This window comes from Stenotrophomonas sp. ZAC14D2_NAIMI4_7, assembly GCF_003086675.1.
Classification (GTDB): Bacteria; Pseudomonadota; Gammaproteobacteria; order Xanthomonadales; family Xanthomonadaceae; genus Stenotrophomonas.
In genome coordinates this window covers 1,480,846-1,505,988 of record NZ_CP025995.1, presented here as the reverse complement: position 1 = coordinate 1,505,988, position 25,143 = coordinate 1,480,846, and the positions used below count along the sequence as shown (strand labels likewise).

General features: G+C 67.9%; 17 protein-coding genes and 3 tRNA genes. 9 read left to right on the top strand and 11 right to left on the bottom strand.

Annotation, left to right across the window (positions count from 1 at the left end):
• Nucleotides 1-67 precede the first annotated feature (67 nt).
• The 3 genes from C1922_RS06950 to C1922_RS06940 all read right to left on the bottom strand — a co-directional run bounded on the left by C1922_RS06950 (nucleotide 68) and on the right by C1922_RS06940 (nucleotide 5,441).
• Nucleotides 68-3,094, bottom strand: a complete 3,027-nt coding sequence (locus C1922_RS06950; protein ID WP_108749098.1) for a ligand-binding sensor domain-containing diguanylate cyclase — start codon at nucleotides 3,092-3,094, stop codon at nucleotides 68-70.
• Between the two features lie 212 nt (nucleotides 3,095-3,306).
• Complete coding sequence (locus tag C1922_RS06945; protein ID WP_108749097.1) at nucleotides 3,307-4,707, bottom strand: ATP-binding protein; 1,401 nt, start codon at nucleotides 4,705-4,707, stop codon at nucleotides 3,307-3,309.
• Nucleotides 4,708-4,712: 5 nt separating this feature from the next.
• Nucleotides 4,713-5,441 carry a response regulator gene (locus tag C1922_RS06940; protein ID WP_108749096.1) on the bottom strand — a complete coding sequence of 243 codons (729 nt, stop codon included), beginning with the start codon at nucleotides 5,439-5,441 and terminating at the stop codon, nucleotides 4,713-4,715.
• A gap of 204 nt (nucleotides 5,442-5,645) precedes the next feature.
• Between C1922_RS06940 and C1922_RS06935 the strand changes: the two genes are divergently transcribed.
• The 3 genes from C1922_RS06935 to C1922_RS06925 are packed head-to-tail and all read left to right on the top strand — an operon-like array spanning nucleotide 5,646 to nucleotide 10,284.
• On the top strand, nucleotides 5,646-6,890 hold the full coding sequence (locus C1922_RS06935; RefSeq protein ID WP_108749095.1) for an efflux RND transporter periplasmic adaptor subunit: 1,245 nt from the start codon (nucleotides 5,646-5,648) through the stop codon (nucleotides 6,888-6,890).
• Nucleotides 6,887-8,845, top strand: coding sequence for a MacB family efflux pump subunit (locus C1922_RS06930; protein WP_108749094.1), 1,959 nt, complete (start codon nucleotides 6,887-6,889; stop codon nucleotides 8,843-8,845). The genes C1922_RS06935 and C1922_RS06930 overlap by 4 nt, the downstream gene beginning before the upstream one ends.
• On the top strand, nucleotides 8,842-10,284 hold the full coding sequence (locus C1922_RS06925; protein ID WP_108749093.1) for a TolC family protein: 1,443 nt from the start codon (nucleotides 8,842-8,844) through the stop codon (nucleotides 10,282-10,284). The genes C1922_RS06930 and C1922_RS06925 overlap by 4 nt, the downstream gene beginning before the upstream one ends.
• A gap of 117 nt (nucleotides 10,285-10,401) precedes the next feature.
• Here C1922_RS06925 and rlmB read toward each other — a convergent pair whose 3' ends face one another.
• The 3 genes from rlmB to rnr form a co-directional block, all read right to left on the bottom strand.
• Nucleotides 10,402-11,145 carry a 23S rRNA (guanosine(2251)-2'-O)-methyltransferase RlmB gene (gene rlmB / locus C1922_RS06920; RefSeq protein WP_108749092.1) on the bottom strand — a complete coding sequence of 248 codons (744 nt, stop codon included), beginning with the start codon at nucleotides 11,143-11,145 and terminating at the stop codon, nucleotides 10,402-10,404.
• A 93-nt stretch (nucleotides 11,146-11,238) separates the two neighbouring features.
• Nucleotides 11,239-11,733: a GFA family protein gene (locus tag C1922_RS06915; protein WP_108749091.1), complete on the bottom strand. Its 495-nt coding sequence runs from the start codon at nucleotides 11,731-11,733 to the stop codon at nucleotides 11,239-11,241.
• A gap of 125 nt (nucleotides 11,734-11,858) precedes the next feature.
• Nucleotides 11,859-14,324 carry a ribonuclease R gene (rnr, locus tag C1922_RS06910; RefSeq protein ID WP_108749090.1) on the bottom strand — a complete coding sequence of 822 codons (2,466 nt, stop codon included), beginning with the start codon at nucleotides 14,322-14,324 and terminating at the stop codon, nucleotides 11,859-11,861.
• Nucleotides 14,325-14,452: 128 nt separating this feature from the next.
• Here rnr and C1922_RS06905 point away from each other — a divergent pair.
• Both C1922_RS06905 and C1922_RS06900 read left to right on the top strand, forming a co-directional pair.
• Nucleotides 14,453-14,537 (top strand) — tRNA-Leu (locus tag C1922_RS06905).
• Between the two features lie 160 nt (nucleotides 14,538-14,697).
• Nucleotides 14,698-14,782 (top strand) — tRNA-Leu (locus tag C1922_RS06900).
• Nucleotides 14,783-14,914: 132 nt separating this feature from the next.
• Here C1922_RS06900 and C1922_RS06895 read toward each other — a convergent pair.
• A complete protein-coding gene (locus tag C1922_RS06895; RefSeq protein WP_108749089.1) occupies nucleotides 14,915-15,661 on the bottom strand; it encodes a sulfite exporter TauE/SafE family protein in 747 nt (248 codons plus the stop codon).
• A 98-nt stretch (nucleotides 15,662-15,759) separates the two neighbouring features.
• On the opposite strand from C1922_RS06895, the gene C1922_RS06890 reads away from it, so the two are divergent.
• Both C1922_RS06890 and C1922_RS06885 read left to right on the top strand, forming a co-directional pair.
• Nucleotides 15,760-16,653: a LysR family transcriptional regulator gene (locus tag C1922_RS06890; RefSeq protein ID WP_108749088.1), complete on the top strand. Its 894-nt coding sequence runs from the start codon at nucleotides 15,760-15,762 to the stop codon at nucleotides 16,651-16,653.
• 56 nt (nucleotides 16,654-16,709) lie between these two features.
• Nucleotides 16,710-16,794: transfer RNA gene (locus C1922_RS06885), tRNA-Leu, on the top strand.
• 154 nt (nucleotides 16,795-16,948) lie between these two features.
• Here C1922_RS06885 and emrB read toward each other — a convergent pair.
• Genes emrB through C1922_RS06865 form a run of 4 tightly spaced genes read right to left on the bottom strand, consistent with a single transcriptional unit; the run spans nucleotide 16,949 to nucleotide 21,682 of the window.
• A complete protein-coding gene (gene emrB, locus C1922_RS06880; RefSeq protein WP_108749087.1) occupies nucleotides 16,949-18,535 on the bottom strand; it encodes a multidrug efflux MFS transporter permease subunit EmrB in 1,587 nt (528 codons plus the stop codon).
• Between the two features lie 8 nt (nucleotides 18,536-18,543).
• Nucleotides 18,544-19,722 carry a multidrug efflux MFS transporter periplasmic adaptor subunit EmrA gene (gene emrA, locus C1922_RS06875; RefSeq protein ID WP_108749086.1) on the bottom strand — a complete coding sequence of 393 codons (1,179 nt, stop codon included), beginning with the start codon at nucleotides 19,720-19,722 and terminating at the stop codon, nucleotides 18,544-18,546.
• Nucleotides 19,723-19,733: 11 nt separating this feature from the next.
• Nucleotides 19,734-21,227, bottom strand: a complete 1,494-nt coding sequence (gene emrC / locus C1922_RS06870; protein WP_108749085.1) for a multidrug efflux transporter outer membrane subunit EmrC — start codon at nucleotides 21,225-21,227, stop codon at nucleotides 19,734-19,736.
• Nucleotides 21,224-21,682, bottom strand: a complete 459-nt coding sequence (locus C1922_RS06865) for a MarR family transcriptional regulator (RefSeq protein ID WP_108749084.1) — start codon at nucleotides 21,680-21,682, stop codon at nucleotides 21,224-21,226. The genes emrC and C1922_RS06865 overlap by 4 nt, the downstream gene beginning before the upstream one ends.
• A gap of 146 nt (nucleotides 21,683-21,828) precedes the next feature.
• On the opposite strand from C1922_RS06865, the gene C1922_RS06860 reads away from it, so the two are divergent.
• A complete protein-coding gene (locus C1922_RS06860) occupies nucleotides 21,829-22,737 on the top strand; it encodes a helix-turn-helix transcriptional regulator (protein WP_108749083.1) in 909 nt (302 codons plus the stop codon).
• A gap of 59 nt (nucleotides 22,738-22,796) precedes the next feature.
• Nucleotides 22,797-25,040: a DNA topoisomerase IV subunit A gene (gene parC, locus C1922_RS06855; protein ID WP_108749082.1), complete on the top strand. Its 2,244-nt coding sequence runs from the start codon at nucleotides 22,797-22,799 to the stop codon at nucleotides 25,038-25,040.
• Nucleotides 25,041-25,143: the final 103 nt, after the last annotated feature.

The following is a 25,143-nucleotide window of genomic DNA, read 5'->3' as shown; positions in this document are numbered from 1 at the left end:
TGGATGAATGCATCGGTCGTGCGGACCAACGGTCCGCACCCACCGCCCACCGGGCTGTGGAGGGGCATCAACCGATGCTGGTACGGTCGCGACCGTCGCTCTTGGCGCGGTACAGCGCTCGGTCGGCGCGCTGGTACAACAGCGCGGGCGTACGATCGTCGGTTGCCAGCTCCACCAGACCGGCACTGAAGGTCACCCGCAATGCGGCCACGCCGGCCCAGTCCGCGTGATCATGGAACAGGCCGCGCAGGCGCGCACACAGTTGTGCGGCTTCTTCCAGCCGGGTGTCGTTGAGCAGCAGCGCGAACTCCTCGCCGCCGGTACGCGCCGGCAGGTCGGAATCGCGGCTGGCTGCGGCAATCAACTGCGCCACTTCCACCAGCACGGCATCGCCGATGCTGTGGCTGTAGGTGTCATTCACATCCTTGAAGTGGTCGATATCCAGCACCACCAGGCACATCGGGTGGCCGCTGCGCTGGGCACGGGCGAAGTCACGCGCAAGCGTTTCATCGAAACCACGGCGGTTGGCCAGGCCGGTCAGCGCATCCTCGCGCGCCTGCCGTTCGAATGCTTCGGCCTGCCGCGCCAGGCGCTCGGCCAGCTCGGTCTTTTCCTGGTTCAGCGCCTGCAGGTGCACGGTCTGCGCCTGCAGGTCGAAGGTGGCCTCATCCACGCGCTGGGCCAAGCGCAGGTTGCTGGAGCGGTAGCGCTGCAGCAGGAACCGGTACAGGGCCACCAGCCCGGCAATCAACAGAAGCGCGATCAGTGCCTGCACGCTGTGCCGCTGCCACCAGAACGGCTGCACGCTGAAACTCCAGACGGCTTCCTGCTGGCCCCAGGCGCCGCCCGGATGCGCGGCTGATACATGCAGGGTGTAATCCCCCGGCGGCAGGCCGATGAATTCGACGCTGCGCTGGGCGCCGCGTTCCACCCAGCCATGGTCCAGCCCTTCCAGGCGCGTGCGATAGCGGATGCGGTCGGACATCAGGTAGCTCAGACCAACGAAGCTGACCGCCAGCCGGCGCCCGCCCGGAATGGAATTGTGGTCGGTGCCTTCCCAGTGCACCGGCACGCCATCCACCTGCACGCTCTCGATGGCGGCAGGCGGCGCCGGGCGCTCGCGGAAGCGCTGCAGGCGCTGCGGGTCGACCGTGCTCAGGCCGCCGGCGGTCACCACCCAGAAGGTGCCGTCCTGGCGCAGGATCGCCGACGGACCGGAACTGCCGTTGGCCTGCGCGTTGGCCATGCCATCGATCTCGTTGTAACGCTCCACCGAAACCCGCGGTGCGCGCCCATCGGCCACCGCGTTGAGGGTGGCCATGTCGGTCCGCAGCACGCCGCGGTTGCTGCTTACCCAGACATTGCCCAGGCGGTCGGGCACCAGCTGGAACACCGTATCCACCGGCATGCCCTGTTCCAGCCCCACCCGCGACAGGCGCCCGCCCTGCCAGCGGTACAGGCCGCGGTCGCTGCTGATCCACATGGCCTCGCCGATCTGGCGGAAGCCGAACACACTGCGGCCGCCGCCCAGCGCGGTCAGGTCGATGCGCTGCACCTTGCCGCCGCGCAGTACATGGATGCCTTCGATCGTGCCGATCCACAGGTTGCCCCGGTGGTCGTGCTCCAGCGCCGTGATCAGGCCGCTGGGCATGCCCGGCACGCGTGACACCTGCACACGGCTGCCCTCGATGGAGACCACGCCCTTCTGCGTGCCGGCCCACACCACACCGTCGGCGCCTACGCTGATCGCGCGGATGTTGCCGCCGGGCATGCCGTCGGCCGCATCGTAGTTGTGCCGCAGCTGGCCCTGCGCATCCAGCCGGTACACGCCGTCGCCGAAGGTTCCCACCCACAGGTCGCCATCGGGCCCTTGCGCCAGGCTGAGCACCGACGGCGCCTTGCCGCCGCGGTTGTGCAGCGGCATGGCACGGAAGTGCCCATCATCGGTCTGCACGTCCAGGCCACTGGCACTGCCCACCCACAGGCGACGGTCGCGGTCCTCGAACACCGTGCGCACGTAATCGCCGCTCAGGCCATCGCGCTCGGTGTAGCTGCTGAACAGGGTTTCGCGCAGCCGGTACAGGCCGCCATTGGCGCCCACCCAGATGCTGCCTTCGGCATCCTCGCGCAGGCTGACCACGCGCCCGCCCGGCAGGTTCAGGCCGGCCGGCAGGCGCTCCATGCCGTGCGCGGAAATGCGCAGCAGGCCCTGGTTCTCGGTGCCCAGCCAGATATCACCATGGCGGTCCTGCAGCATGGCCGTCATGTGCAGCTGTCCGGGCAGGCGGTGTACCAGCACCAGGCGGTCATCTTCCACCCGGTACAGGCGCTCACCGGCCACGATCCAGAGCGCGCCATCGGGCGCCCGGTACGGCCAGGACAGGCCACTGCCCACGCCCCAGCCCGGCGGCGCGCGCTTCATGTCGCCGTCGGTGTCGCGCAGCAGCAGGCCGTCCAGCGTGCCGATCCACACCCGGTCCTGGGCGTCCACCACCAGTTTGGTGAAGCTCATCGCCACCGGCAGGCCCGGCGGCGGGGTCTCGAACACCATGCCGCCGTCCGGGGTCAGGTAGCCCAGGCCCTTACCCTCATAGAGCAGCCACAGGCGGCCCTGGCTGTCCATCTGCATGGCCTGGATCAGCACCTGCGGGCTGTTCGGCCCGTGCTCCCAGACCCGCCAGCGGCCATCACCGGAACGGTAGCTGACGTTGCCGCGCGAATCGCTGACCCACAGGCCGCCCTGCCGATCCACGTAGAGCGCGCCGACGCCATTGTCCGGCAGCCCCGGCCGGGTGCTGCGGTCGAAGACGGTGAAGTCCAGCCCGTTGTAGCGCACCAGCCCTTCCCAGGTGGCGAACCACAGGTGCCCTTCCGGGGTCTGCGCGATGTCGCGCAGCGAGTTGTGCGGCAGCCCGTTGCGCGAGGTCCACACGTCGATGGCGTAATCGCGCAGCGGCGGCGCGCCCTCGTGGGCCGCGGCCAGTGGCGGCGCCAGGGCCAGCAGCAGGCACAGCAGCGCCCACCGCAGCAGCGGTGCGATCCAGGTTCCCGGGTGGCGCCCCGCCAGGCGCCTGCCAGCCCCCGTTCCGCCCATTACCGCAGGGGCAAGGGCCAGGTGCGGTTGCCCGGGCGGGCAACAGGCAGCAACGGGGGCAGCGGGGCGGCACGGGGCCGCACGCCGGCACGAACGGGCTGGGTCATCGGTCAAGCGCTGGGAAGTTGACGCGAATGATAGGGCAAACACCCCCTTCGGCGTCACCGCAGCCCCGGCGCCCGGGCGTAATGCGATCCACGCATGGCGTGGATCTACGGGCGGGCCTGGGTGCTGGCCGGCCAGTGCACCACGGCCTCCAGGCCGCCGGCCGGCCGGTTGCGCAGCCACAGCCGGCCGCCATCCTTTTCGGCCAGGGCACGGGCGATGGTCAGGCCCAGCCCGGCGCCGCCGGTCTCGCGCGAACGCGACGTCTCCACCCGCACGAACGGGTCGAACACCGCTTCCAGCTGGTCGTCGGCCAGGCCGGGGCCATCGTCGGCCACCACCACGGTGATGCCCTCCTGATCGCGCTCCACCCGTACCCGCACCCGCTGCGCGTACATCACCGCGTTGTCCACCAGGTTCGAGAACAGCCGGTGCATGGCCAGCGGGCGCAGCATCAGCACCGCCCCGCTGCGGCCCTGGAAGGCCACGTCGGCACCGCCCTCGGCGGTGTCCTCGACAATGCTTTCCAGCAGCGAATCCAGGTCCAGGGCGGCGCGCTGCTCGGAACTTTCGGCGCTGCGCGCCAGTTCCAGGCCCTCGCGCACCAGCGCCTGCATCGCGGCCAGGTCGCCGATCAGGCGTTCGCGCAGGGCTTCGTCGCCCACGTTTTCCAGGCGCAGGCGCAGCCGGGTCAGCGGCGTCTGCAGGTCGTGGGTGATCGCCGCCAGCATCTGCGTGCGCTCGGCCAGATGCCGCTGCAGGCGCTGCTGCATGGCGTTGAAGGCCTCGGCGGCGCGCTGCACCTCGCGCGGGCCGCGCAGCGGCAGCGGTGCACGCTGCAGATCGTCGCCCAGTTCTTCGGCCGCCGACGCCAGTTCCTGCAGCGGCTTGCTGGACATGCGCGCCACGATATAGGCCAGCACGCCGATGGCCAGCACCAGCAGGGTCAGGAACAACGGATCGACTGCCAGGATGCCGTTGTGCGCCACGGCCGGTGAATCCAGCGCCAGCTTCAGCAGGGTGCCGTCGCTCAACGTCACATCCACGGCCCGGCACTTGGGCGGAATGAAGGACGGATCGCGCTCGCGCGGCGGACGGCGATGGCCATTCGGCGGCGGCGGTGGCGGCAGGAATTCCTGCAGGCGGGGAATGCACGAACGGAACGAGGTGAAGTGCACATGCGCGCGCGCCACCGGCCCGGCGCGGTCATCGAGCACCTGCATCAACGCGGTGTCCTGCCGCCCCAGGCGCGCATCCGGCGGCAACGAACGCACGCTCGGCCCGCCGGTCTCCAGCAGGCGCTCGCGCAGCTCCGGGTTGCCGTCGAGCATGTTCACGTAGCCCTGCAGGCGATCGGCCACGCGGTTCAGGTTCTGCCGCTCGAACTCCTGCTGGCGCTTCGACGAGGCCAGCATGGTCGCACCGATCGCGGCCACCGCCATGCCCAGCAGCAGGATCACGAACAGGCGTCCCACCATCGAGGACAGGAAATGGCGCAGGCGCTGCATCGGGGTTATTCCATCTGCACCGACGAGGCCAGCACATAGCCTTCGTTGCGCACGGTCTTGATCAGGCCGTCCGGGCCGCCGTCATCGGCCAGCTTGTTGCGCAGGCGGCTGACCTGCAGGTCGATCGCACGGTCCTGCGCTTCATAGTTGCGGCCACTGCTCAGTGCCACCAGCTGCTCGCGCGACAGCACCTTGTTGGCATGGGCGATGAACACGCGCAGCAGGCGGAACTCGGCGCCGGACAGCACCACCACGCGGCCATCGGGATCCACCAGATGCCGGTGCTCCAGGTCAAACACCCAGCGCGAGAAACGCGCGCGGCGCACCGCCAGCGGCTCCAGGTTGGCCGGCAACGCTTCGGTCCGGCGCAGCACGTTGCGGATGCGGGCCAGCAGCTCGCGCGGTTCGAACGGCTTGGCCAGGTAATCGTCGGCGCCCATTTCCAGGCCCAGCACGCGGTCGATCGGCTCGGCGCGCGCGGTCAGCATGATCACCGGCGTATTGGACCGTGCGCGCAGGTCGCGGCACAAGGTCAGCCCGTCTTCGCGCGGCAGGTTCAGGTCCAGCACGATCAGGTCCACATGCTCGCGGTCCAGCAGTTGGCGCATGCTGGTGCCGTCGGCGGCCGTGCTGACCAGATAGCCGGCCCGGCCCAGCTGTTCGGCCAGCAGGGTACGGATGTCGTTGTCGTCGTCGACGATCAGCAGTCGATGCATCGGGGTTTCGGTCTCCATGTGGCGATTTTCCCGTGTCGGGAGCTGAACCGCATCCTGGCCATTGCGTAGCACTGTATCCACGGCAGGGCCGGATACCTGCGGTTACGCACTCTGCCCGACAGTGTTACATACAGACACACCCCGAGGATTGAGCGCGGCCTCGTCGGCTCTTCACAATGCCTGCCAACGCCGCCCCGCGGCCCCCAGAGTGAAGCCCCCGACGTGATCTCCCGCCTGTTGCCCGCGACCCGCAAAGGTCGCCTGATGCTGATCGCCGTGCTTGTCCTGGTCGCTGCCGTGGCCGCCTGGTGGCTGCTGCGCAAGCCGGCCGCACCGGCCCTGGCCACCACCGCGGTCAGCCGTGGCGATATCGAACAGACCGTGGAAGCCACCGGGGTGATCGATGCCTACAAGCTGGTCAGCGTGGGTGCCCAGGCCTCGGGCCAGATCAAATCGCTGAAGGTGCAGCTGGGCGACACGGTGAAGGAAGGTGACCTGATTGCCGAGATCGATGCCACCACCCAGCAGAACCAGGTGCTCAATGCGCAGGCATCGCTGGACCAGGTGATCGCCCAGCGCGCCGTGCAGCAGGCCACCCTGCGCCAGGCCGAACTGGATTTCGCCCGGCAGAAGCAGATGCTGGCCGCCGAGGCGACCTCGCGCCAGGAATACGATGCCGCCGAAGCCACGCTGAAGACCGCTCGCGCGCAGCTGCAATCCTACGAGGCGCAGATCAAGGGCCGCGAAACCGAACTGGGCACCGCCCGCGCCAACCTGGCCTACACCCGCATCACCGCGCCGATGGATGGCACCGTGGTGGCCGTGGTGGCCGAAGAAGGCCGCACGGTGAACGCCAACCAGACCGCGCCGACCATCGTGATGCTGGCGCGGCTGGACGTGGTGACCGTGAACGCCGAAGTGTCCGAGGCCGATGTGGTGAAGATCAAGGCCGGCATGCCGGTGTACTTCACCACCCTGGGCGACCCGGACCGCAAGTACCACGCCACGCTGCGGCAGATCAATCCGGCGCCGTCGTCCATCGCCAATGAAAGCTCGTCCAGCTCCAGCAGTTCGTCCAGTTCCAGCTCCAGCAGCGCGGTGTACTACAACGCCCTGTTCGACGTGGAAAACCCCGACGGCACCCTGCGCATCGACATGACCGCTCAGGTCTCGGTGTTGTTGAACCAGGCCAAGGGCGCGCTGCTTGTTCCGGCCGTGGCGCTGGGCCCGAAGACCCGCGATGGCCAGCGCATGGTGCGGGTGGTGGGCGAGAACGGCCAGCCGCAGCCGCGCAAGGTGAAGGTGGGCATCAGCAACGGCGCCAGCGCACAGATCCTGTCCGGGCTGGAGGAAGGCGAACGCGTGGTGGTGGGTGAAGCCAGCGCCGTGGCGGCCAGCAGCGGCAACAGCAACCGCAGCGGCGGCATGCGCATGGGCCCGCCCGGTGGCATGGGGCCGCGCCGATGAGCCACGGCGCCCCCCTGCTGCGCCTGCGGGATCTGCGCCGCGAGTTTCCCGCCGGCGACGAGATGATCGCCGTACTGCGCGATGTCAACGTGGATATCCATGCCGGCGAAAAGGTGGCCATCGTCGGCCAGTCCGGCTCCGGCAAGTCCACCCTGATGAACATCCTGGGCTGCCTGGACCGGCCCACCCGTGGCAGCTACCAGGTGGCCGGCCGCGAGACCGGCAACATGGAACCGGATGCGCTGGCCGAACTGCGCCGCGAACATTTCGGTTTCATCTTCCAGCGCTACCACCTGCTGGGCGACCTGGACGCGCGCGGCAACGTGGAAGTGCCGGCCGTCTACGCCGGCAGCCCCGGCCCGGTGCGCAACGCGCGTGCAGAACAGCTGCTGCAGCGCTTGGGCCTGGGCGATCGCATGCACCACAAGCCCGGCCAGCTTTCCGGTGGCCAGCAGCAGCGCGTGTCGATCGCCCGCGCCCTGATGAACGGTGGCGAGGTGATCCTGGCCGACGAACCGACCGGCGCACTGGACACGAAATCCGGCGAAGAAGTGATGGCCATCCTCGGCGAGCTGCACGCCGAAGGCCACACCATCATCATCGTCACCCACGACATGAGCGTGGCCGAACACGCCCAGCGCATCATCGAAATCCGCGACGGAGAAATCATCGCCGACCGCGCCAACCCGAAGGCGCCCAGCCATCGGGCGCAGCGCGAAGCGAGCATCGGCGTGGCCCGCGGAAGCAGCTGGCGCGCCGCACGCGACCGCTTCACCGAAGCCTTCCGCATGGCCCTGCTGGCCATGAACGCGCACCGCCTGCGCACCTTCCTGACCATGCTCGGCATCATCATCGGCATTGCCTCGGTGGTTTCGGTGGTGGCCCTGGGCAACGGTTCGCAGCAGCAGATCCTGCAGAACATCAGCGCGCTAGGCACCAACACCATCGACGTCTACCCCGGTCGCGGGTTTGGTGACATGCGGTCGGCGCGGGTGCAGACCCTGAAGGCCACCGACGCCGACGCACTGGCAACGCAGAGCTACGTGGACAGTGCCACCCCCAGCGTGTCGACCTCGGTCACCGCGCGCTACCGCAACCAGTCGGCCACCGCGCAGATCAGTGGCGTGGGCGACCAGTACTTCCGGGTCAAGGGTATTACGCTGCTCAGCGGCAGCTTCTTCGACACCGACGCGGTGAAGGGCCTGGCGCAGGAAGCGGTGATCGACGAGAACACCAAGACCCAGTTCTTCCCCGACAGCGACCCGGTCGGCCAGGTTATCCTGCTCGGCAACGTGCCGGTTCGCGTGGTCGGCGTGGCCAAGAAGCAGAGTTTCGGCTTCGGCGGCAGCACCAGCCTGGGCGTGTTCGTGCCCTACACCACGGTGATGTCGCGCATGCTGGGGCAGAGCCACGTGTCCAGCATCACCGTGCGGGTGAATGACAAAACGCCGATGGATGCCGCGCAGGAGGCCATCACCCGCCTGCTGACGCTGCGCCATGGCACCGAGGATTTCTTCCTGAGCAACAGCGCGGAAATCCGCGAGACCATCGAGCAGACCACCCGCACCATGACCCTGCTGATCGGCGCCATTGCTGCCATCGCGCTGCTGGTGGGCGGTATCGGGGTGATGAACATCATGCTGGTGTCGGTGACCGAGCGCACCCGCGAGATCGGCGTGCGCATGGCCGTGGGCGCACGGCAGAGCGACATCCGCCAGCAGTTCCTGATCGAAGCGGTGCTGGTCTGCCTGATGGGCGGCCTGCTCGGCGTAGGCCTGGCACTGCTGCTGGGCGCGCTGATCGGACGCTTCTCCACTGATTTCCAGGTGCTGTTCTCCACCGCCTCGATCGTTGCTGCGTTCGCCTGTTCCACCCTGATCGGCGTGGCCTTTGGATTCCTGCCGGCACGCAGTGCCGCCCAGCTCGACCCGGTGGAGGCACTGGCCCGCGAATGAAGATGATGATGACCCGACTGCCCTTCCCTGCCCCTACCCGTCTGCTGCTGGCTGGCGCCGTGCTGCTGGCCCTGTCCGGCTGCGCATCGGTGGGCCGCTACCCGACCCAGGATCCCGAAGTGGCGGCCACCTGGGGGCGCGGCGACGCCACCCTCAACGCGCCCGCCGACGACCCGCGCAGCAGCCTGGACACGCCCAGCCGTGATATCCGCCAGGACACCTGGTGGCAGGGGTTCGGCGATGAACGCCTGGACCGGCTGGTCGCACGCGCACTGCAGGCCAACAGTGACCTGGGCGCCGCCGGGCTGGCCGTGCAGCGCGCGCGCCTGCAGGCCGGGCTGGCCAGCAACGCGTTGTGGCCGCAGCCGTCCTCGTCGGGCGTGAGTGGCAGCGGCAGCCGCGCCATCGACCAGGCCGACGACTGGAGCCGCAGCTATTCCACCGGCGTGTCGCTGGGCTGGGAAATCGACCTGTGGGGACGCCTGCGCACCCAGCGCGACATCGCCCGCTGGGAAGCCCAGGCCAGCGAGGAAGACCGGCAGAACACCGCGCTGCTGGTGATCGGCGACACCATCACCCAGTACTGGACCCTGGCCTATCTGAACCAGTCCATCGCCAGCGGCCAAGCCAACCTGGAGCGCCTGCAGCGCACGCGCGACCTGGTGCAGGCGCGCTTCGACGCCGGTGCAGTATCGCGGCTGGAAGTACGTCAGGCAGAGCAGAACCTGCAGTCGCAGCGCTCGGCGCAGAGCGCGCTGGAACAGCAGCGGGTGGAAGTGCGCAATGCGCTGACCGTGCTGCTCGATGGCACGCCGTGGCCGCAGCAGGACGAGCCACAGAACCTGGACGATGCACGCAGCCCGGCCATTGCCGAGGGCCTGCCGGCCGATCTGCTGGGCCGCCGCCCCGACCTGCGCGCGGCCGAGCTGCGCCTGCGCAACAGCCTGAAGACCATCAAGGTGACGGCCACCCAGTACTACCCCGCGCTCAGCCTGACCGGCAGCGTCGGCTCCAGCGCCACGTCACTGGGCGATGTGCTGCGCAACCCGGTGGCCACCCTGGGCGCAGGCCTGTCGCTGCCGTTCCTGAACCTGCAGCGGGCGCAGCTGGATACCGACATTGCCGGCACCGCCTACCAGATCGACGCCACCAACTTCCGCAAGACGCTGTACACGGCACTGTCTGAAGTGGACAACGCGCTGTCGGCGCGCGAACAGCTGGCACGCCAGGTCGAAGCCTCGCAGGCCTCGTACGACCAGGCGGTGGAAGTGGAACGCGCGCAGGAAGTGCGCTACCGGGTGGGCGCCACCGATCTGCGCACCTGGCTGGAGGCACAGCAGACCCGGCGCGATGCCGAACTGTCGCTGGCGCGCGTGCGGCAGAGCCAGTTGAACAACGATGTCACCCTGTTCAAGGCACTGGGCGGCAGCGCGGGGTGACGCGGCAGGAGCGCCAACCAAGGTTGGCGCCTACCAGGTAGGTGTCGACCTTGGTCGACACGGCACATGGGAAGGGATCAGAGCCCTTTTCCAGGAAAAAGGGATCCGACCCCGCACTCAACCGCGCTGGCGTACGGCTTCGAACAGGCTGATGCCGGCGGCGACGGAGACGTTCAGGCTCTCGATCTCGCCCGGCATCGGAATCTTCACCAGGCCATCGCAGTTCTCGCGGGTCAGGCGGCGCAGGCCGTCGGCCTCACCGCCCAGCACCAGCGCGATGTTGCCCTTCAGGTCCAGGTCGTACAGCGAGGCGGTGGCTTCGCCGGCCAGGCCGTAGATCCACACGCCCTGCTTCTGCAGATCCTTCAGGCAGCGCGACAGGTTGGTCACCGCCACCACCGGAATGCGGTCGGCGGCGCCGGCCGAGGTCTTGCGCACGGTGGCGTTCACCGTGGCCGATTTGTCCTTGGGAATGATGACCGCCGTGGCACCGGACGCTGCCGCCGAGCGCAGGCAGGCGCCCAGGTTGTGCGGGTCCTGCACCTCGTCCAGCACCAGCAGCAGGGCCTTGCCCTCGGCGGCGGTCACCAGGCCTTCCAGCTCGTTCTCGCTGTAGGTGCGGGCAGCGGCGTAACGCGCGGCCACGCCCTGGTGGCGCACCGAACCGCCCACGCCGTCCAGCGCCTGGCTGTTGACCTTGCGCACGTCGATGCCCTTGCGGCGGGCGTTCTCTTCGATCTCGGTCAGGCGCGGGTTCTTCGCACCGGCCTCGACCAGCACTTCGCGGACGTTGTCGGCGTCGTTCTCGATGGAGGAGGCGACGGCGTTGACGCCGACAATCCACTGGCTGTTCTTGCTCATGCGGGCGGGGACCGGAAAGGGGGTGGCTATGGTAGAGCATCGGCGGCGGCCGCGCTGCGTGCCCGCCGGGCATGGCCCGGCGCTACCCGCCGTTCATCCTTCGGCTGAACGGCTGCGCGCTGGCCAATGCGGGGTGTCGTGGTCGGGGTGCTGGTGGGACACGATCGTGGCCAGGAACTCCAGCGCGGCCACGTCCTCCTCGGTGCGCCGCGCCGGCAACCGGGCCAGATCATCCACGAAGGGGAGCTTGCGCTCGGCCCCGTACTGGATGGTCGGTGGCAACAGCTCGGGCTGGTCGAACGCCCCGGCCGCCACCGCCATGCCATCGGGCGCTTCGTAAGTGAGCGGCGTACCGCAGTCGGCGCAGAACCCGCGCTGCACCACGTTGGAGGACTGGAAATGGCGCGGCTGCCCACGGGTCCAGGCGAACTGCGCGCCTCGCACCGAGACCAGCGGCGCGTAGTAGGCACCGAAGGCTTTCTGGCACATGCGGCAATGGCAGATCGAGCTGTCGGTCAGTTCGCCGCGCACCTGGAAGCGGATCGCGCCGCATTGGCAGCCGCCGCTGTATTCGGGATGGCCCTGCATGGTGGGTTCCTCGGAAACATCGTGCCAACCAAGGTTGGCACCTACCGGGTGAAGAGAACCTCTGTAGGTGCCAACCTTGGTTGGCACGCTCTGTCCCTGCCGCCGGGCATGGCCCGGCGCTACCGTCAATACTTCTCTTTCTTGCGCTTGGCCGGCTTGCCGCGCTCGGGCAACGGCGGCAGGCCGTCACCCTCGTCCTCGCCCTTGTGCTCGACCAAGCGGAAGTCGATCTTGCGTTCTTCCATGCTGGCCTTCAGCACCAGGATGCGCACGCGGTCACCCAGCCGATAGCTGGCACCACGGCGCTCGCCGCTCAGCGTTTTCCGGGTCGCGTCGAACTTGTAGTAGTCCTGCGGCAGCTGGGTCACGTGGACCAGGCCCTGCACCTTGGAATCGTCCAGTTCCACGAACAGGCCGAAGCTGGTCACGCCGCTGATCACGCCGTCGAACTGTCCGCCCACGTGCTTTTCCATCCACGCCGCGCGGTAACGCTCGTCCACTTCGCGCTCGGCCTCGTCGGCACGGCGCTCGCGTTCGGAGCACTGCAGGGCCAGCGCAGCCATCTCGCGGGCGTTGTAGGTGAAGGTGTCCAGCGGCTTGCCGGACAGCGCGTGCTTGATCGCACGGTGCACCAGCAGATCGGGGTAGCGGCGGATCGGCGAGGTGAAGTGCGCGTACGCCTCCAGCGCCAAGCCGAAGTGGCCCTGGTTGTCCGGGCTGTAGATGGCCAGGCTCTGGCTGCGCAGCAGCACCGATTCCAGCAGCGTGGCATCGGGGCGGTCGCGGATCTTCTTCAGCAGCTTGGTGTAGTCGCCCGGGCGCACCTTCGACCACGGCGGCAGGCTCAGCTTGAATTCCTTGAGGAATTCCAGCAGGTCGGCGTACTTGGTTTCCGGCGGCTTCTCGTGGATGCGGTACGGCGCCGGCACGTGGCGCGACAACAGGTACCTGGCCGCCTCCACGTTGGCGGCAATCATGCATTCCTCGATCAGCTTGTGCGCATCGTTGCGCACCAGCATGCCGGCCTGGGTCACTTCGCCGCGGTTGTCCAGCACGAAGCGCACTTCGCTGCTTTCGAACTCGATGGCACCGCGCTTGGCACGCGCCTTGGCCAGCACCTTGTACAGCTGGTGCAGGCGCTGCACCTGCGGCAGCAGTTCGCCCATCCAGGCCTTGGTATCGGCATCGTCCTCGCCCACCGCCTTCCACACCTGGGTGTAGGTCAGGCGCGCGTGCGAGTTCATCACTGCTTCGTAGAAGCGCGAGTGGCTGACCACGCCGTCACGGTCGATCTGCATGTCGCAGACGAAGCACATGCGGTCGACCTTGGGCATCAGCGAGCAGATGCCGTTGGACAACGTCTCCGGCAGCATCGGCACCACGAAGCCCGGGAAATACACCGACGTGGCGCGCTTCTGCGCTTCCTCGTCCAGCGGCGTGCCGGGGCGCACGTAGTTGGATACATCGGCGATGGCCACCACCAGGCGGAATCCGTCGGCATTCGGTTCGCAGTACACCGCGTCATCGAAGTCCTTGGCGTCCTCGCCGTCGATGGTGACCAGCGGCGTGCTGCGCAGATCGACGCGGTTGCCGATCATTGCCGGCTCGACCACCAGCGGCACCGAGGCGGCTTCGTCCAGCACTTCCTGCGGGAACTCGAATGGCAGCTCATGGCCGTGGATGGCCGTTTCCACCACCAGCGAGGCGGTCAGCTTGTCGCCCAGCACGGCGATGATGCGGCCGATCGGCGGGCGGCGGCTATCCGGTGCCTGGGTCAGTTCGCAGACCACCAGTTGGCCATCGCGCGCGCCACCGGTCTGGTCCGGCGGCACCTGCACGTTGCGCTGGATCCGCTTGTCATCGGGCACCACGTAGTTGATGCCCATTTCAATGCTGAAGCGACCGATCAGGCGGGTCATGCCGCGCTCAAGCACGCGGGCAATGCTGCCTTCGCGGCGGCCGCGGTGGTCGATGCCGGTCACCCGCGCCAGCACCTTGTCACCGTGCATGACCTTGCGCATTTCATAGGGCGGCAGGAACAGATCGTCGCCACCCTCGACCGGGCGCAGGAAGCCGAACCCTTCCGGGTTGGCGATCACCACGCCGGTGACCAGGTTCAGGGTCTGGATCGGCGCGAAGCCGCCGCGGCGGTTCTGCACCAGCTGGCCATCGCGCACCATCGCGCCCAGCCGGCGCGACAGCGCCTCGGCACGGTCGGCGGCGGTCAGGCCCAGGCGCGCGCCCAGTTCTTCGGCGGTCTGCGGCCCTTCGCAGCGTTCCAGCAGCGCCAGGATGGCCTCGCGGCTGGCAATGGGTTGTTCGTATTTTTCTGCTTCGCGGGCCGCATAGGGATCATCGATCACCTTGCCGGCCGGCGGCAGCTTGCGGCCCGGGGCCGGGCCCCGGGTGGCGGCATCGGCGCTGAGGCCCTTGCGACCGCGCGGTGGTGCACCGCCTTCATTCAATTCCGGGAACCAGCCCGGCAACGGCTTGCCCGGCTTGGCGGTGCGGGCTGCGCCCGCCTTGGCACCCTTGGTCGGGGCCTGGCTGCGGGACTTGCTCCCGCCCTTGCTTGGTTTTTTAGTAGTCATCGCCCTACATGGTAGCCGTTGCAGGCGTGCACGGCGGGTCAGCGGCCACCTTTGCAGGCGGGCGTGAAATTTTTGCGCGAAAGCGTTGACAGCCTGCCGATTCATCTTCACAATTGCGCCTCTGGAACGCCCAGGTGGCGGAATTGGTAGACGCACTAGTTTCAGGTACTAGCGGGTAAAACCGTGGAGGTTCGAGTCCTCTCCTGGGCACCAACGAAAAAACTCCTCGCTTCGGCGGGGATTTTTTTTGCCTGCAATCCGGCGCTCTGGCCTGGGGTCAGAGCCCCTTTCGCAAGCGAAACGGGATCCGGCCCCGGCGCTGCGAAAGGTGTTGACACCCCCGTAACAACACCTCATAATCTCGCTCCTCGACGCCCAGGTGGCGGAATTGGTAGACGCACTAGTTTCAGGTACTAGCGGGTAAAACCGTGGAGGTTCGAGTCCTCTCCTGGGCACCACGTCGAGAATGAAAAAGACCCGCGAAAGCGGGTTTTTTCATGCCCGCGATCCGGGCCACGCCGGCCTGTAGCGTCGAGCCTTGCTCGACTGCTGTGGCGATCAGTCGAGCATGGCTCGACTCTACAAAGACGTCAGAACAACGACCGCAGCACCAGCTCCAACCCCAACAGCAACAGGAACCCCAGGAAACAGGCGCGGAATACACGCGCGCTGATGCGCTGCCGGATCACCTGCCCCAGCCACATGCCCGCCAGCGCCGGCAGCACCGCCAACGCGCTCATGCCCAGCTGCTGTACGCCAAAGGCGCCATGCAGTACCAGGCCGGTGGTCAGCGAAATCGTCGATACGGTGAACGCCAGCCCCAGCGCCTGCACCAGTTCGTCGCGCTGCAGGCCCAGCGACTGCAGGTAAGGCACCGCCGGCATCACGAATACGCCGGTGGCACCGGTCACCACGCCGGAAATCGCCCCGACCAGCGGCCCCAGCCAACGCTCGCGCCGCTGCGGTACATGGAAGACCGGCGCAACCAGTGCGTACAGCGCGTAGACCACCAACGCCACGCCAAGCGCCATGCGCGAAAGATCGCGGTCCACCCGCACCAGCAGCGCCGCCGAGCCCAGCGTCACCACCACCACCGCCAGCATCATTGGCCACAGCCGCCGCACGGTATGGCCCAGCGATGGGCCGGACAGCAACTGCCAGGCATTGGTCACGAAGGTGGGAATGAACAGCATCGATGCGGCCGCCACCGGCGACAGCGCGCCGCCCAACAAGCCCATCGCCACCGTCGGCAGCCCCATGCCGGTCACGCCCTTGACCACGCCGGCCAGCACGAACACCACCACCAGCAACCCATAGAAGTACATCGTCTCGTTCATGCCGCCATTGGAGCGGCCGCGACAACGGCGCACAATGCGGCTTTGCAGCCCCACCCTTCGGACCAGCCGAAGGCAGCCGCCGCGCCGAGGTCATTCCCATGCGACTGGACATTGCCGATCTGCGCCTGTTCCTGGCCGTTGCCGACGCTGGCAGCATCACCGCCGGTGCGGCGCAGGCCAACCTGGCGCTGGCGTCTGCCAGCGAGCGCCTGCGCGCCATCGAAGCCGATGCCGGCAGCACGCTGCTGGACCGGCACCCGCGCGGGGTGAGCCTGACCGAAGCCGGTGCCGCCCTCGCCCACCACGCGCGGCTGATCGTGCAGCAGCAGACGCAGCTGCGCGGCGAGCTGCAGGCATTTGCACAGGGCGCGCGCGGCACCCTGCACCTGTATGCCAACACCGCTGCGCTGACCAACTACCTGCCGTCGCGCCTGGCACCGTGGCTGGCCCAGCGGCCACGGCTGCGGGTGGAACTGCACGAGCGCACCAGCAACGAAGTGGTGCGCGCACTGCGCGCGGGCCAGGCCGAGGCCGGCATCATCAGCGACGCCGTGCCGGCCGAGGGGCTGCAGCGCCACGTGGTGGCCGAAGATCCGCTGGTGATGCTGCTGCCCGGTCACCATCGCTTCGCCCAGCGCCGCAGCGTGTCCTTCGCCGATGTGCTGGGTGAAACCTTCGTCGCGCTGGCCGACGGCAATGCCCTGCAGACCTACATCGAAGAACTGGCCGCTGCCGCCGGTCGCGTGCTGGATGTGCGCATCCGCATGAAAACCTTCGAGGGCCTGTGCACGATGGTCGGCCACGGCATCGGCGTGGGCATCATGCCGCGCACGCTGGCCCGGCAGCACCGGCGCAGCACCGGCACCGTTGCCGTTCCACTGGAAGATGGCTGGGCACAGCGCCGCCTCTGCGCGTGCATTGCCGACGCGCAGGCACTGTCGGCACCGATGCGCAGCCTGCTGCAGCACCTGGGCGTTCGCACTGAAAAATAAGTGTGAAATTGTGTTGACACATCGGCGTGCTTACCGCACAATTTCTCTCCTGAGTCGCCCAGGTGGCGGAATTGGTAGACGCACTAGTTTCAGGTACTAGCGGGTAAAACCGTGGAGGTTCGAGTCCTCTCCTGGGCACCATGACTCAAGATGATCAAACCCGCGAAAGCGGGTTTTTTCGTTTCCGGGGTTTGCAGATTGCACGGCCCCAGGATTCATCCACGCATGGCGTGGATCTACCAGACAAAAACCCCGCCTTGCGGCGGGGTTTCTGCATTTCAACGGCAATGATCGATCAATGCCCGCCGGCAGACGCGGCACCGGCACCGGCACCGAACGGCGGCTTGGCCAGCCACAGGAACGCGATGATCGCCAGGAAGGTCCAGCCCAGCAGGTAGAAGATGTCGTTGAACGCCATCTGCGAGGCCTGGTGGTTGATCATGTTGTTGAGCACTGCGGCGCCATGCTGCAGGTCGCCCTGCCCCATCGCGGTCACCTGGTCCTGCATGCCCGGCTGGTAGGCCGAGATGTGTTCGGTCAAGTCGGCGTGGTGCACCTGGGTACGCCGCGCCCACAACCACGTGGTCAACGATGCGGCGAAACTGCCACCCAGCGTACGCAGGAACGTGGCCAGGCCCGAGCCCGCCGCGATCTCGCGACCGTCCAGGTCCGACAGCAGGATCTGCAGCACCGGCATGAAGAACAGCGCCACGCCAATACCCATGATCAACTGCACGCCAGCCACGTGTGCGTAGTCCACCTGCAGGTTGAAGTCCGAGCGCATGAAGCTGGTGAAGGACAGGAACACGAACGCAAACGAAGCAATCATCCGCATGTCGAAGCGCGAGGCGTACTTGCCAACGAACGGGGTCATGATCACCGGCAGGATGCCGATCGGCGCCGTGGCCAGGCCCGCCCAGATGGCGGTATAGCCCATGTCACGCTGCAGCCATTGCGGGATCAGCAGCGACACGCTGAAGAACGCCGCATAGGCCACCACCATCGCCAGCGTACCGGCACGAAAGTTGCGGTGCCGGAACAGCTTCAGGTCGACGATCGGGTCCTTGTCGGTCAGTTCCCAGATCAGGAACACCGCCAACGCCACCACCGCCACGCAGGCCAGCACCACGATCTTGGTCGACGCGAACCAGTCTTCGTCGTTGCCCAGATCCAGCACCAGCTGCAGCGCGCCTACACCGATCACCAGGGTGACCAGGCCGACGTAGTCCATCTTCGGCTTTTCAATCTGCTCCGGGCGGCCCTTCAACTGGTTGCCCACCACCAGCGCAGCGAAGATACCCAGCGGCACGTTGATCAGGAAGATCCACTCCCAGCTGTAGTTGTCGGTGATCCAGCCGCCCAGGATCGGGCCGCAGATCGGCGCCACCACGGTGATCATCGCCAGCAGGGCAAGCGCCTGCCCACGTTTCTCGCGTGGATAGATCGACACCAGCAGCGACTGGGTGATCGGGTACATCGGGCCGGCCACGAAACCCTGCAGGGCACGCGATACCACCAGCATGCCCATGCTCTGCGCCAGGCCGCACAGCAGCGAAGTGATGACGAAAGCCAGCGTGGCCCAGATGAACAGCTTGCGCTCACCGAAGCGGCGGCTGAGCCAACCGGTCAGCGGCAGCGCGATGGCCGTGCTGACCGCGAACGAGGTGATGACCCAGGTAGCCTGCTGCGAACTGGCGCCGAGGTTACCGGCGATGGTGGGCAGCGAGACGTTGGCGATGGTGGTGTCGAGCACCTGCATGAACGAGGCCATCGCCAGGCCCACGGTGCACAGGGCCACGCTGGGCGGCAGGAATCCGGCGGCCGCACCCGGCGCCGCCGGTGCGCCCGGCGTTCCGGGCGCGGCTGGAGCTTGTGCGGACATGGCCGACCTCAGCTCGCCTTGGCCTGCTGCGGCAGGTTGCCCTGGATGATCGTGTGGATCACCTCGTCGGCATCGTGCAACTGCTTGGCATACACATCGGTGTCGAACACGGTGCCCTTGGCGGCAGCGGTCGGCAGCACTTCACCCTTCTGGTCGCGCAGGCTCACTTCGGCCTTCATCGACAGGCCGATGCGCAGCGGGTGTTCGGCCAGCTGCTTGGCATCGATGGCAATGCGCACCGGCACGCGCTGCACGATCTTGATCCAGTTGCCGCTGGCGTTCTGCGCCGGCAGCAGCGAGAACGCCGAACCGGTGCCCAGGCCCAGGCTCTGGATGCGGCCGGTGTACTTCACATCACCGGCGTACAGGTCCGACTTCAGCTCCACTTCCTGGCCCAGGCGCATGTGGCGCAGCTGGGTTTCCTTGAAGTTCGCTTCCACCCACATCTGTTCGGTCGGCACCACGGCCATCAGGGCATTGCCCGGCTGCACGCGCTGGCCCACCTGCACCGAACGACGGGCAACGTAGCCGGTCACCGGCGCAACGATGCCGGCGCGGGCGTTGTTGAGGAAGGCCTGGCGCAGCTGTGCGGCGGCGGCCTGCACGTCCGGCTGGGTAGCGATCACGGTGTCATCGACCAGCGCGCGGTTGCGCTCGACGGTCTCGCGCGAACCGGCCACGGCCGCTTCGGCGGCGGCCAGCTCGTCGCGGGCGTGGGCCAGTTCTTCGTTGGAAATGGCGCCGGTGGCGGCCAGGTCCTTGCGGCGGGCGAAGTCTTCGCGCACGCGCTTCAGGGTCACCTGGCGGGCGTTCAAGTCCGCCTGGGCGCCTTCCACGCTGCGGTACAGGCCACGGGTCTGGCGCACGGTCTTGGCCAGGTTGGCTTCGGCCTGCTGCAGCGCCACCGAGGTGTCGGCCGGGTCCAGCTGCACCAGCAGCTGGCCGCGCTCCACGCGCATGCCGTCATCGGCATTGATGGCGACCACGGTGCCGGGCACCAGCGGGGTGATCTGCACCAGGTTGCCCTGCACGTAGGCGTCGTCGGTTTCTTCGAACCAGCGGCCGAACATGAAGTACCACAGCGCCAGTGCCGCAAGCAGCAGCACGACGATCACGAACAGGCCGCGCAGCAGGTTGCCGCGGCGGTTGGGGGCGGCGGGTGCCGCAGGAGTCTGGGTCTGGCTCATGGCAGGAATCTTCAGGAATGCGAGGAATCGGAATGGGAGGCGACCGGTGCGCGGTCGGCGTCGCTGGGCTGGAAACCACCACCCAGCGCCTTGCTCAGGCGCACCGAGGTCTGCACCTGCTGCGACTGCAGGCCGGCCAGCTGCTGCTGCGACTGCAGCAGGGTGGACTGCGCGCTCAGCACGTCCAGGTAGCTGCCGATGCCGGCGCGGTAGCGCTGCTGGGCGATATCGAAGGCGGCACGGGCGGTATCCACCGCCTGCTGCTGCGACTGCGCCTGCTGGCCCAGCGAGCGCACCGCGTTGACCTGGTCGGCCACGTCGCGCAGCGCATCCAGCACGGCCTGGTTGTAGTTGGCCACGGCCAGGTCGTACTGCGCATCGGTGTTGGCCAGGTTCGCGCGCAGCTTGCCGCCTTCGAAGATCGGCATGCTCAGCGCCGGGCCGATGTAGGCGAAGGTGGAACTGCTCTGCAGCAGGTCACCCACGTTCGGCGCCACCACGCCGGCCAGCGCGGTCAGGTTGAAGCTCGGGTAGAACTTGGTCTTGGCCACCTTGATCTGCTTGTCGGCCGCTTCCACGCGCCAGCGCGCGGCGACGATGTCCGGGCGACGGCCCAGCAGCTCGCTGGGCAGCACGCCCGGCAACTGCAGGGCGAGCGGGTTCAGCGGCTGCGGGCGTTCAATCGACAGGCCACGGTCCGGGCCCTTGCCGACCAGCGCGGCCAGTGCGGTGCGGCCGGCGTCGATGCGCTGCTGGGCGGCCTGCAGCTGCTGCTGCGCGGCCGGTACGCGGGCCTCGGCCTGGCGCACCTGCAGGTCGCTGTCGATGCCGGCGCGGCGGCGCTGGCGGGTCAGCTCCAGCGACTTCTGCGAACGCGCCAGTTCTTCCTCGGCCACATCGTTGAGCTGCCACGCATAGGCCAGTTCGGCGTAGGCCTGGGCAATGCCGGTGGACAGGTTCAGGCGTGCGGCCTGCGCGTCCACGGTGGCTGCGTGTGCGCCATCCACGGCCGCTTCCCAGGCGGCGCGCTTGCCGCCCCACAGGTCGATGCCGTAGCTGAAATCGAAGGCGACCTGGCCGCTGCCGGCGTAATGGCCACCCACTTCATCGCCCACCATCGATTCGGGCAGGCGCACGCCGGTGTAGCCACCGGACACCGACAGACTGGGCAGGCGATCAGCACGTGCGGTGCCGGCCTGCGACTGGGCCTGGCGCAGGCGCGCGTCGGCCGCGTCCAGGCTGGGGTGGCTGGCCAGCCCTTCGGCAATCAGCGCATCCAGCTGCGCGTCACCGAAGGCTTTCCACCAGTCCTGGGCGGGGAAGCCGGCCGCGCTCAGGTCGCTGTCGGCCAGGGTGCGTTCGCTGTGCAGGCTGTCCACGTCCAGGACGTGGCCCTGCGGGGTCAGGCCGCGGCTGCTGGCGCAGGCGGCCAGGGCCAGGGCCAGCGCAGATACCAGCAGCGCGCGCCCGGGCCGGCGGAGAGTAAGGGACGGGGTCGGGTTCATGGGTTCGTCAGGGAATCGCGGATACGGGTCAGGAGGGACAACAACAGCGCGCGTTCGTCGGCGGACAGATCGCGCAGGGCGAAATCCATCACCGCGTCGCCGCGCTTCTGCAGCCGTGCCCACAGGGCGCGGCCTTCATCGGTCAGCACGATCTGCAGCGCCCGGCGGTCCTGCGCGTGCGGCTCGCGGCGCACGCAACCCAGGGCTTCCAGCTTGTCCAGCAGGCGGGTCACCGCGCTGGGCACCTGGTCGATGGCCTGGGCCAGTTCGTTGGCCGTGCACGGGGCCATGCGCGCCAGCAGCTTCAGGCCGATGTAATGGGTGAAGCCGATGCCGAGGTCTTCTTCGGCCATGGACGCATCGAGCTGGCGGACCAGGCCGTCGCGCACCTGGCGCAGCAGCAGGCCAAAGCTGGGGGGGCCGAAGCCGGCCGGGGTCGAGGGAGGACAGATCATGGGAGAGCATTTTCTTCCAAAAAAAATATTTCTCAATGGAAATATTCGATCTGGCATCAAATGCTGTGTTGCAGCAATGGGCTGGATTCGATGAAGGCGCACACCTTAATGGGCCCCTGCACTGGCCCGGTAGTACAATCCAGCCAATGAATGTCACATTCCAGCCACCCCCGGCGCGCGTGAACGCCGGTGAACCCGGCCCGCCCACCTTGCTGCGCGAGGTCGCGCTGGACTGGTTCGAGCGCAACGATGGCCCGCCGATCATCGCCTTCCGCTTCGACAGCCCGCAGGGCTTGGCCCGTGAAGTGGACTGGCACCACCATGCGCGGGCGCAGCTGATCTGCGTGGAACGCGGCCTGCTGACCACCCGCACCTCGCACGGCACCTGGTCACTGGCGCCGGGTTCGGCCGGCTGGATGCCGCCGCTGGAAGCCCACACGGTCAGCCTGGACGGGCCGATGCGCGGCTGGGGCATGGCCCTGGCCGCGCCCCTGTGCAGCGACCTGCCCGCCGACCCGTGCGTGCTGGGCTTGTCACGGCTGGCGCAGGCGGTGGCCGAGCGCATCTGTGAGTGGCCGCTGGAATACGAAGGCAGCGAGGACCGCCGCCACATCATCCAAGTGATGCTGGACGAGATCCGCAACGCGCCGCGCCAGCGCATGCACCTGCCCATGCCGCGCGACCGGCGCCTGCTGAAGATCGCCTCGCAGCTGCTGGCCGAACCGTCCGACGAGCGCAGCCTGGCCGATTGGGCGCACTGGGCCGGGCTGTCGCCGCGCAGCCTGACCCGGCACTTCCGCGACGAGACCACCCTCAGCTTCGCCCAGTGGCGGCAGCAGGCGCGCCTGGCCGAGGCCCTGCGCCGGCTGAGCGAGGGCCACAGCGTGGCCGACATCGCCCACGCACTGGGCTTCAGCAGCGCCAGCGCCTTCGTCACCGTGTTCCGCCGCCACTTCGGCCTGCCCCCCGGGCGCTACCTGGCGCGGGTCGGCAACGGCCTGGAATCGACCCTGGACCCCGCGCGCGGCTTGGCATCCCCCGCCGCATCCGGATAATCAGCGTATTGAGAGCGCCGACCGCCGTCTTCGCCTCCCGACATAGGTAACAACGCCGCATGACCGAACTTGCCCGCCCCGTGTTCCACGGTTTCGAACAACTGCCGCTGCGCGAGTACGCCGAACGCGCTTACCTCGACTACTCCATGTACGTGGTCCTGGACCGCGCCCTGCCGTTCATCGGTGACGGCCTGAAGCCGGTGCAGCGCCGCATCATCTATTCGATGAGCGAGCTGGGCCTGAACGCCGCGTCCAAGCCGAAGAAGTCCGCGCGTACTGTCGGTGACGTCATCGGTAAGTACCACCCGCACGGCGACAGCGCCTGCTACGAAGCACTGGTGCTGATGGCCCAGCCGTTCTCGTACCGCTACCCGCTGATCGAAGGCCAGGGCAACTTCGGTTCCAGCGACGACCCGAAGTCGTTCGCGGCCATGCGTTACACCGAATCCAAGCTGACCCCGATCGCCGAAGTGCTGCTGGGCGAGCTGGGCCAGGGCACCACCGACTGGGCGCCGAACTTCGACGGCACCCTGCAGGAACCGACCTGGATGCCGGCGCGGCTGCCGCACCTGCTGCTGAACGGCACCACCGGCATTGCCGTGGGCATGGCCACCGACGTGCCGCCGCACAACCTCAACGAGATCGTCAGCGCCCTGCTGCACCTGCTGGACGATCCCGACGCCAGCGTGCGCGACCTGTGCGAACACGTGAAGGGCCCGGACTATCCGTCCAACGCCGAGATCATCACCGCGGCCAACGACCTGCGGAACATGTACGAAACCGGCAACGGCAGCGTGCGTGCGCGTGCGACCTTCACCAAGGAAGCCAACAACATCGTGGTCACCGCGCTGCCGTTCCAGGTGTCGCCGTCGAAGGTGATCGAACAGATCGCCGCGCAGATGCGCGCCAAGAAGCTGCCGTGGCTGGAAGACATCCGCGATGAATCCGACCACGCCAACCCGGTGCGGGTGGTGCTGGTTCCGCGTTCCAACCGCGTGGACGCCGACCAGCTGATGGGCCACCTGTTCGCGACCACGGACCTGGAGCGCAGCTACCGCGTCAACCTCAACGTGATCGGGCTGGACGGGCGTCCGCAGGTGAAGAACCTGAAGACCCTGCTGAGCGAGTGGCTGGCCTTCCGCAGCAGCACCGTCACCCGCCGCCTGCAGCACCGGCTGCAGAAGGTCGAGCGCCGCCTGCACCTGTTGGAAGGCCTGCTGGTGGCATTCCTGAACCTGGACGAGGTGATCCACATCATCCGTACCGAGGACGAACCGAAGGCGGCGCTGATCGCGCGCTTCGGCCTGTCCGAAGACCAGGCCGAGTACATCCTGGAAACCAAGCTGAAGCAGCTGGCCCGCCTGGAAGAAATGAAGATCCGTGGCGAGCAGGACGAGCTGGCCAAGGAACGCGAGAAGATCCTGGGCATCCTGGACAGCAAGGCCAAGCTGAAGAAGCTGATCCGCGACGAGCTGCAGGCCGATGCCAAGAAGTTCGGCGATGCACGCCGTTCACCGCTGGTGCAGCGCCAGGCCGCGCAGGCGATCGATGAAACCGAGCTGGTGCCCAGCGAGCCGATGACCGTGGTGCTGTCGGAGAAGGGCTGGATCCGTGCCGCCAAGGGCCACGACGTCGATGCGTCCGCCCTGTCCTACCGCGATGGCGACGCGCTGCAGGGCGCGGTACGCGCGCGCAGCACCCAGCAGGTTGCGTTCCTGGACAGCGAAGGCCGCGCCTATTCCACGCCGGTGCATACCCTGCCCTCGGCGCGCGGCAATGGTGAACCGCTCACCGGCCGCTTCTCGCCGGCGCCGGGAACCAGCTTCGTCACGTTGGCCAGCGCCGAACCGGACACCCGCTTCGTGCTGGCGTCCACCCACGGCTACGGCTTCGTCACCCGCTTCGAGAACCTGATCGGCCGCAACAAGGCCGGCAAGGCCATGCTGAACCTGTCGGCCGGTTCGTCGGTGCTGACCCCGGCGGTGGTGGCCAACGTGGCCACCGACCGCATCGTGGCGGTCACCAGCTCGGGCAACCTGCTGGCGATCACCGCCAGCGACCTGCCGGAACTGGACAAGGGCAAGGGCAACAAGATCATCGAGATCCCCAAGGCCAAGCTCGCCACCGAACGCGTGGTGGCCGTGGTGGCCATCAGCCCGGGGCAGACCCTGCAGGTGCGCAGTGGCCAGCGCACCATGGGCCTGAAGTTCAACGAACTGGAAGCCTACCTGGGCGCCCGCGCCACCCGCGGCCACCTGCTGCCGCGCGGCTGGCAGAAGGTCGAAGGCCTGTCGGTGGAGTGACGCCCATGGGGTCGGATCCCTTTCCCATGGAAAGGGCTCTGACCCCGGCCCTGCGCTTCAACCCATGGGGTCGGATCCCTTTCCCACGGAAAGGGCTCTGACC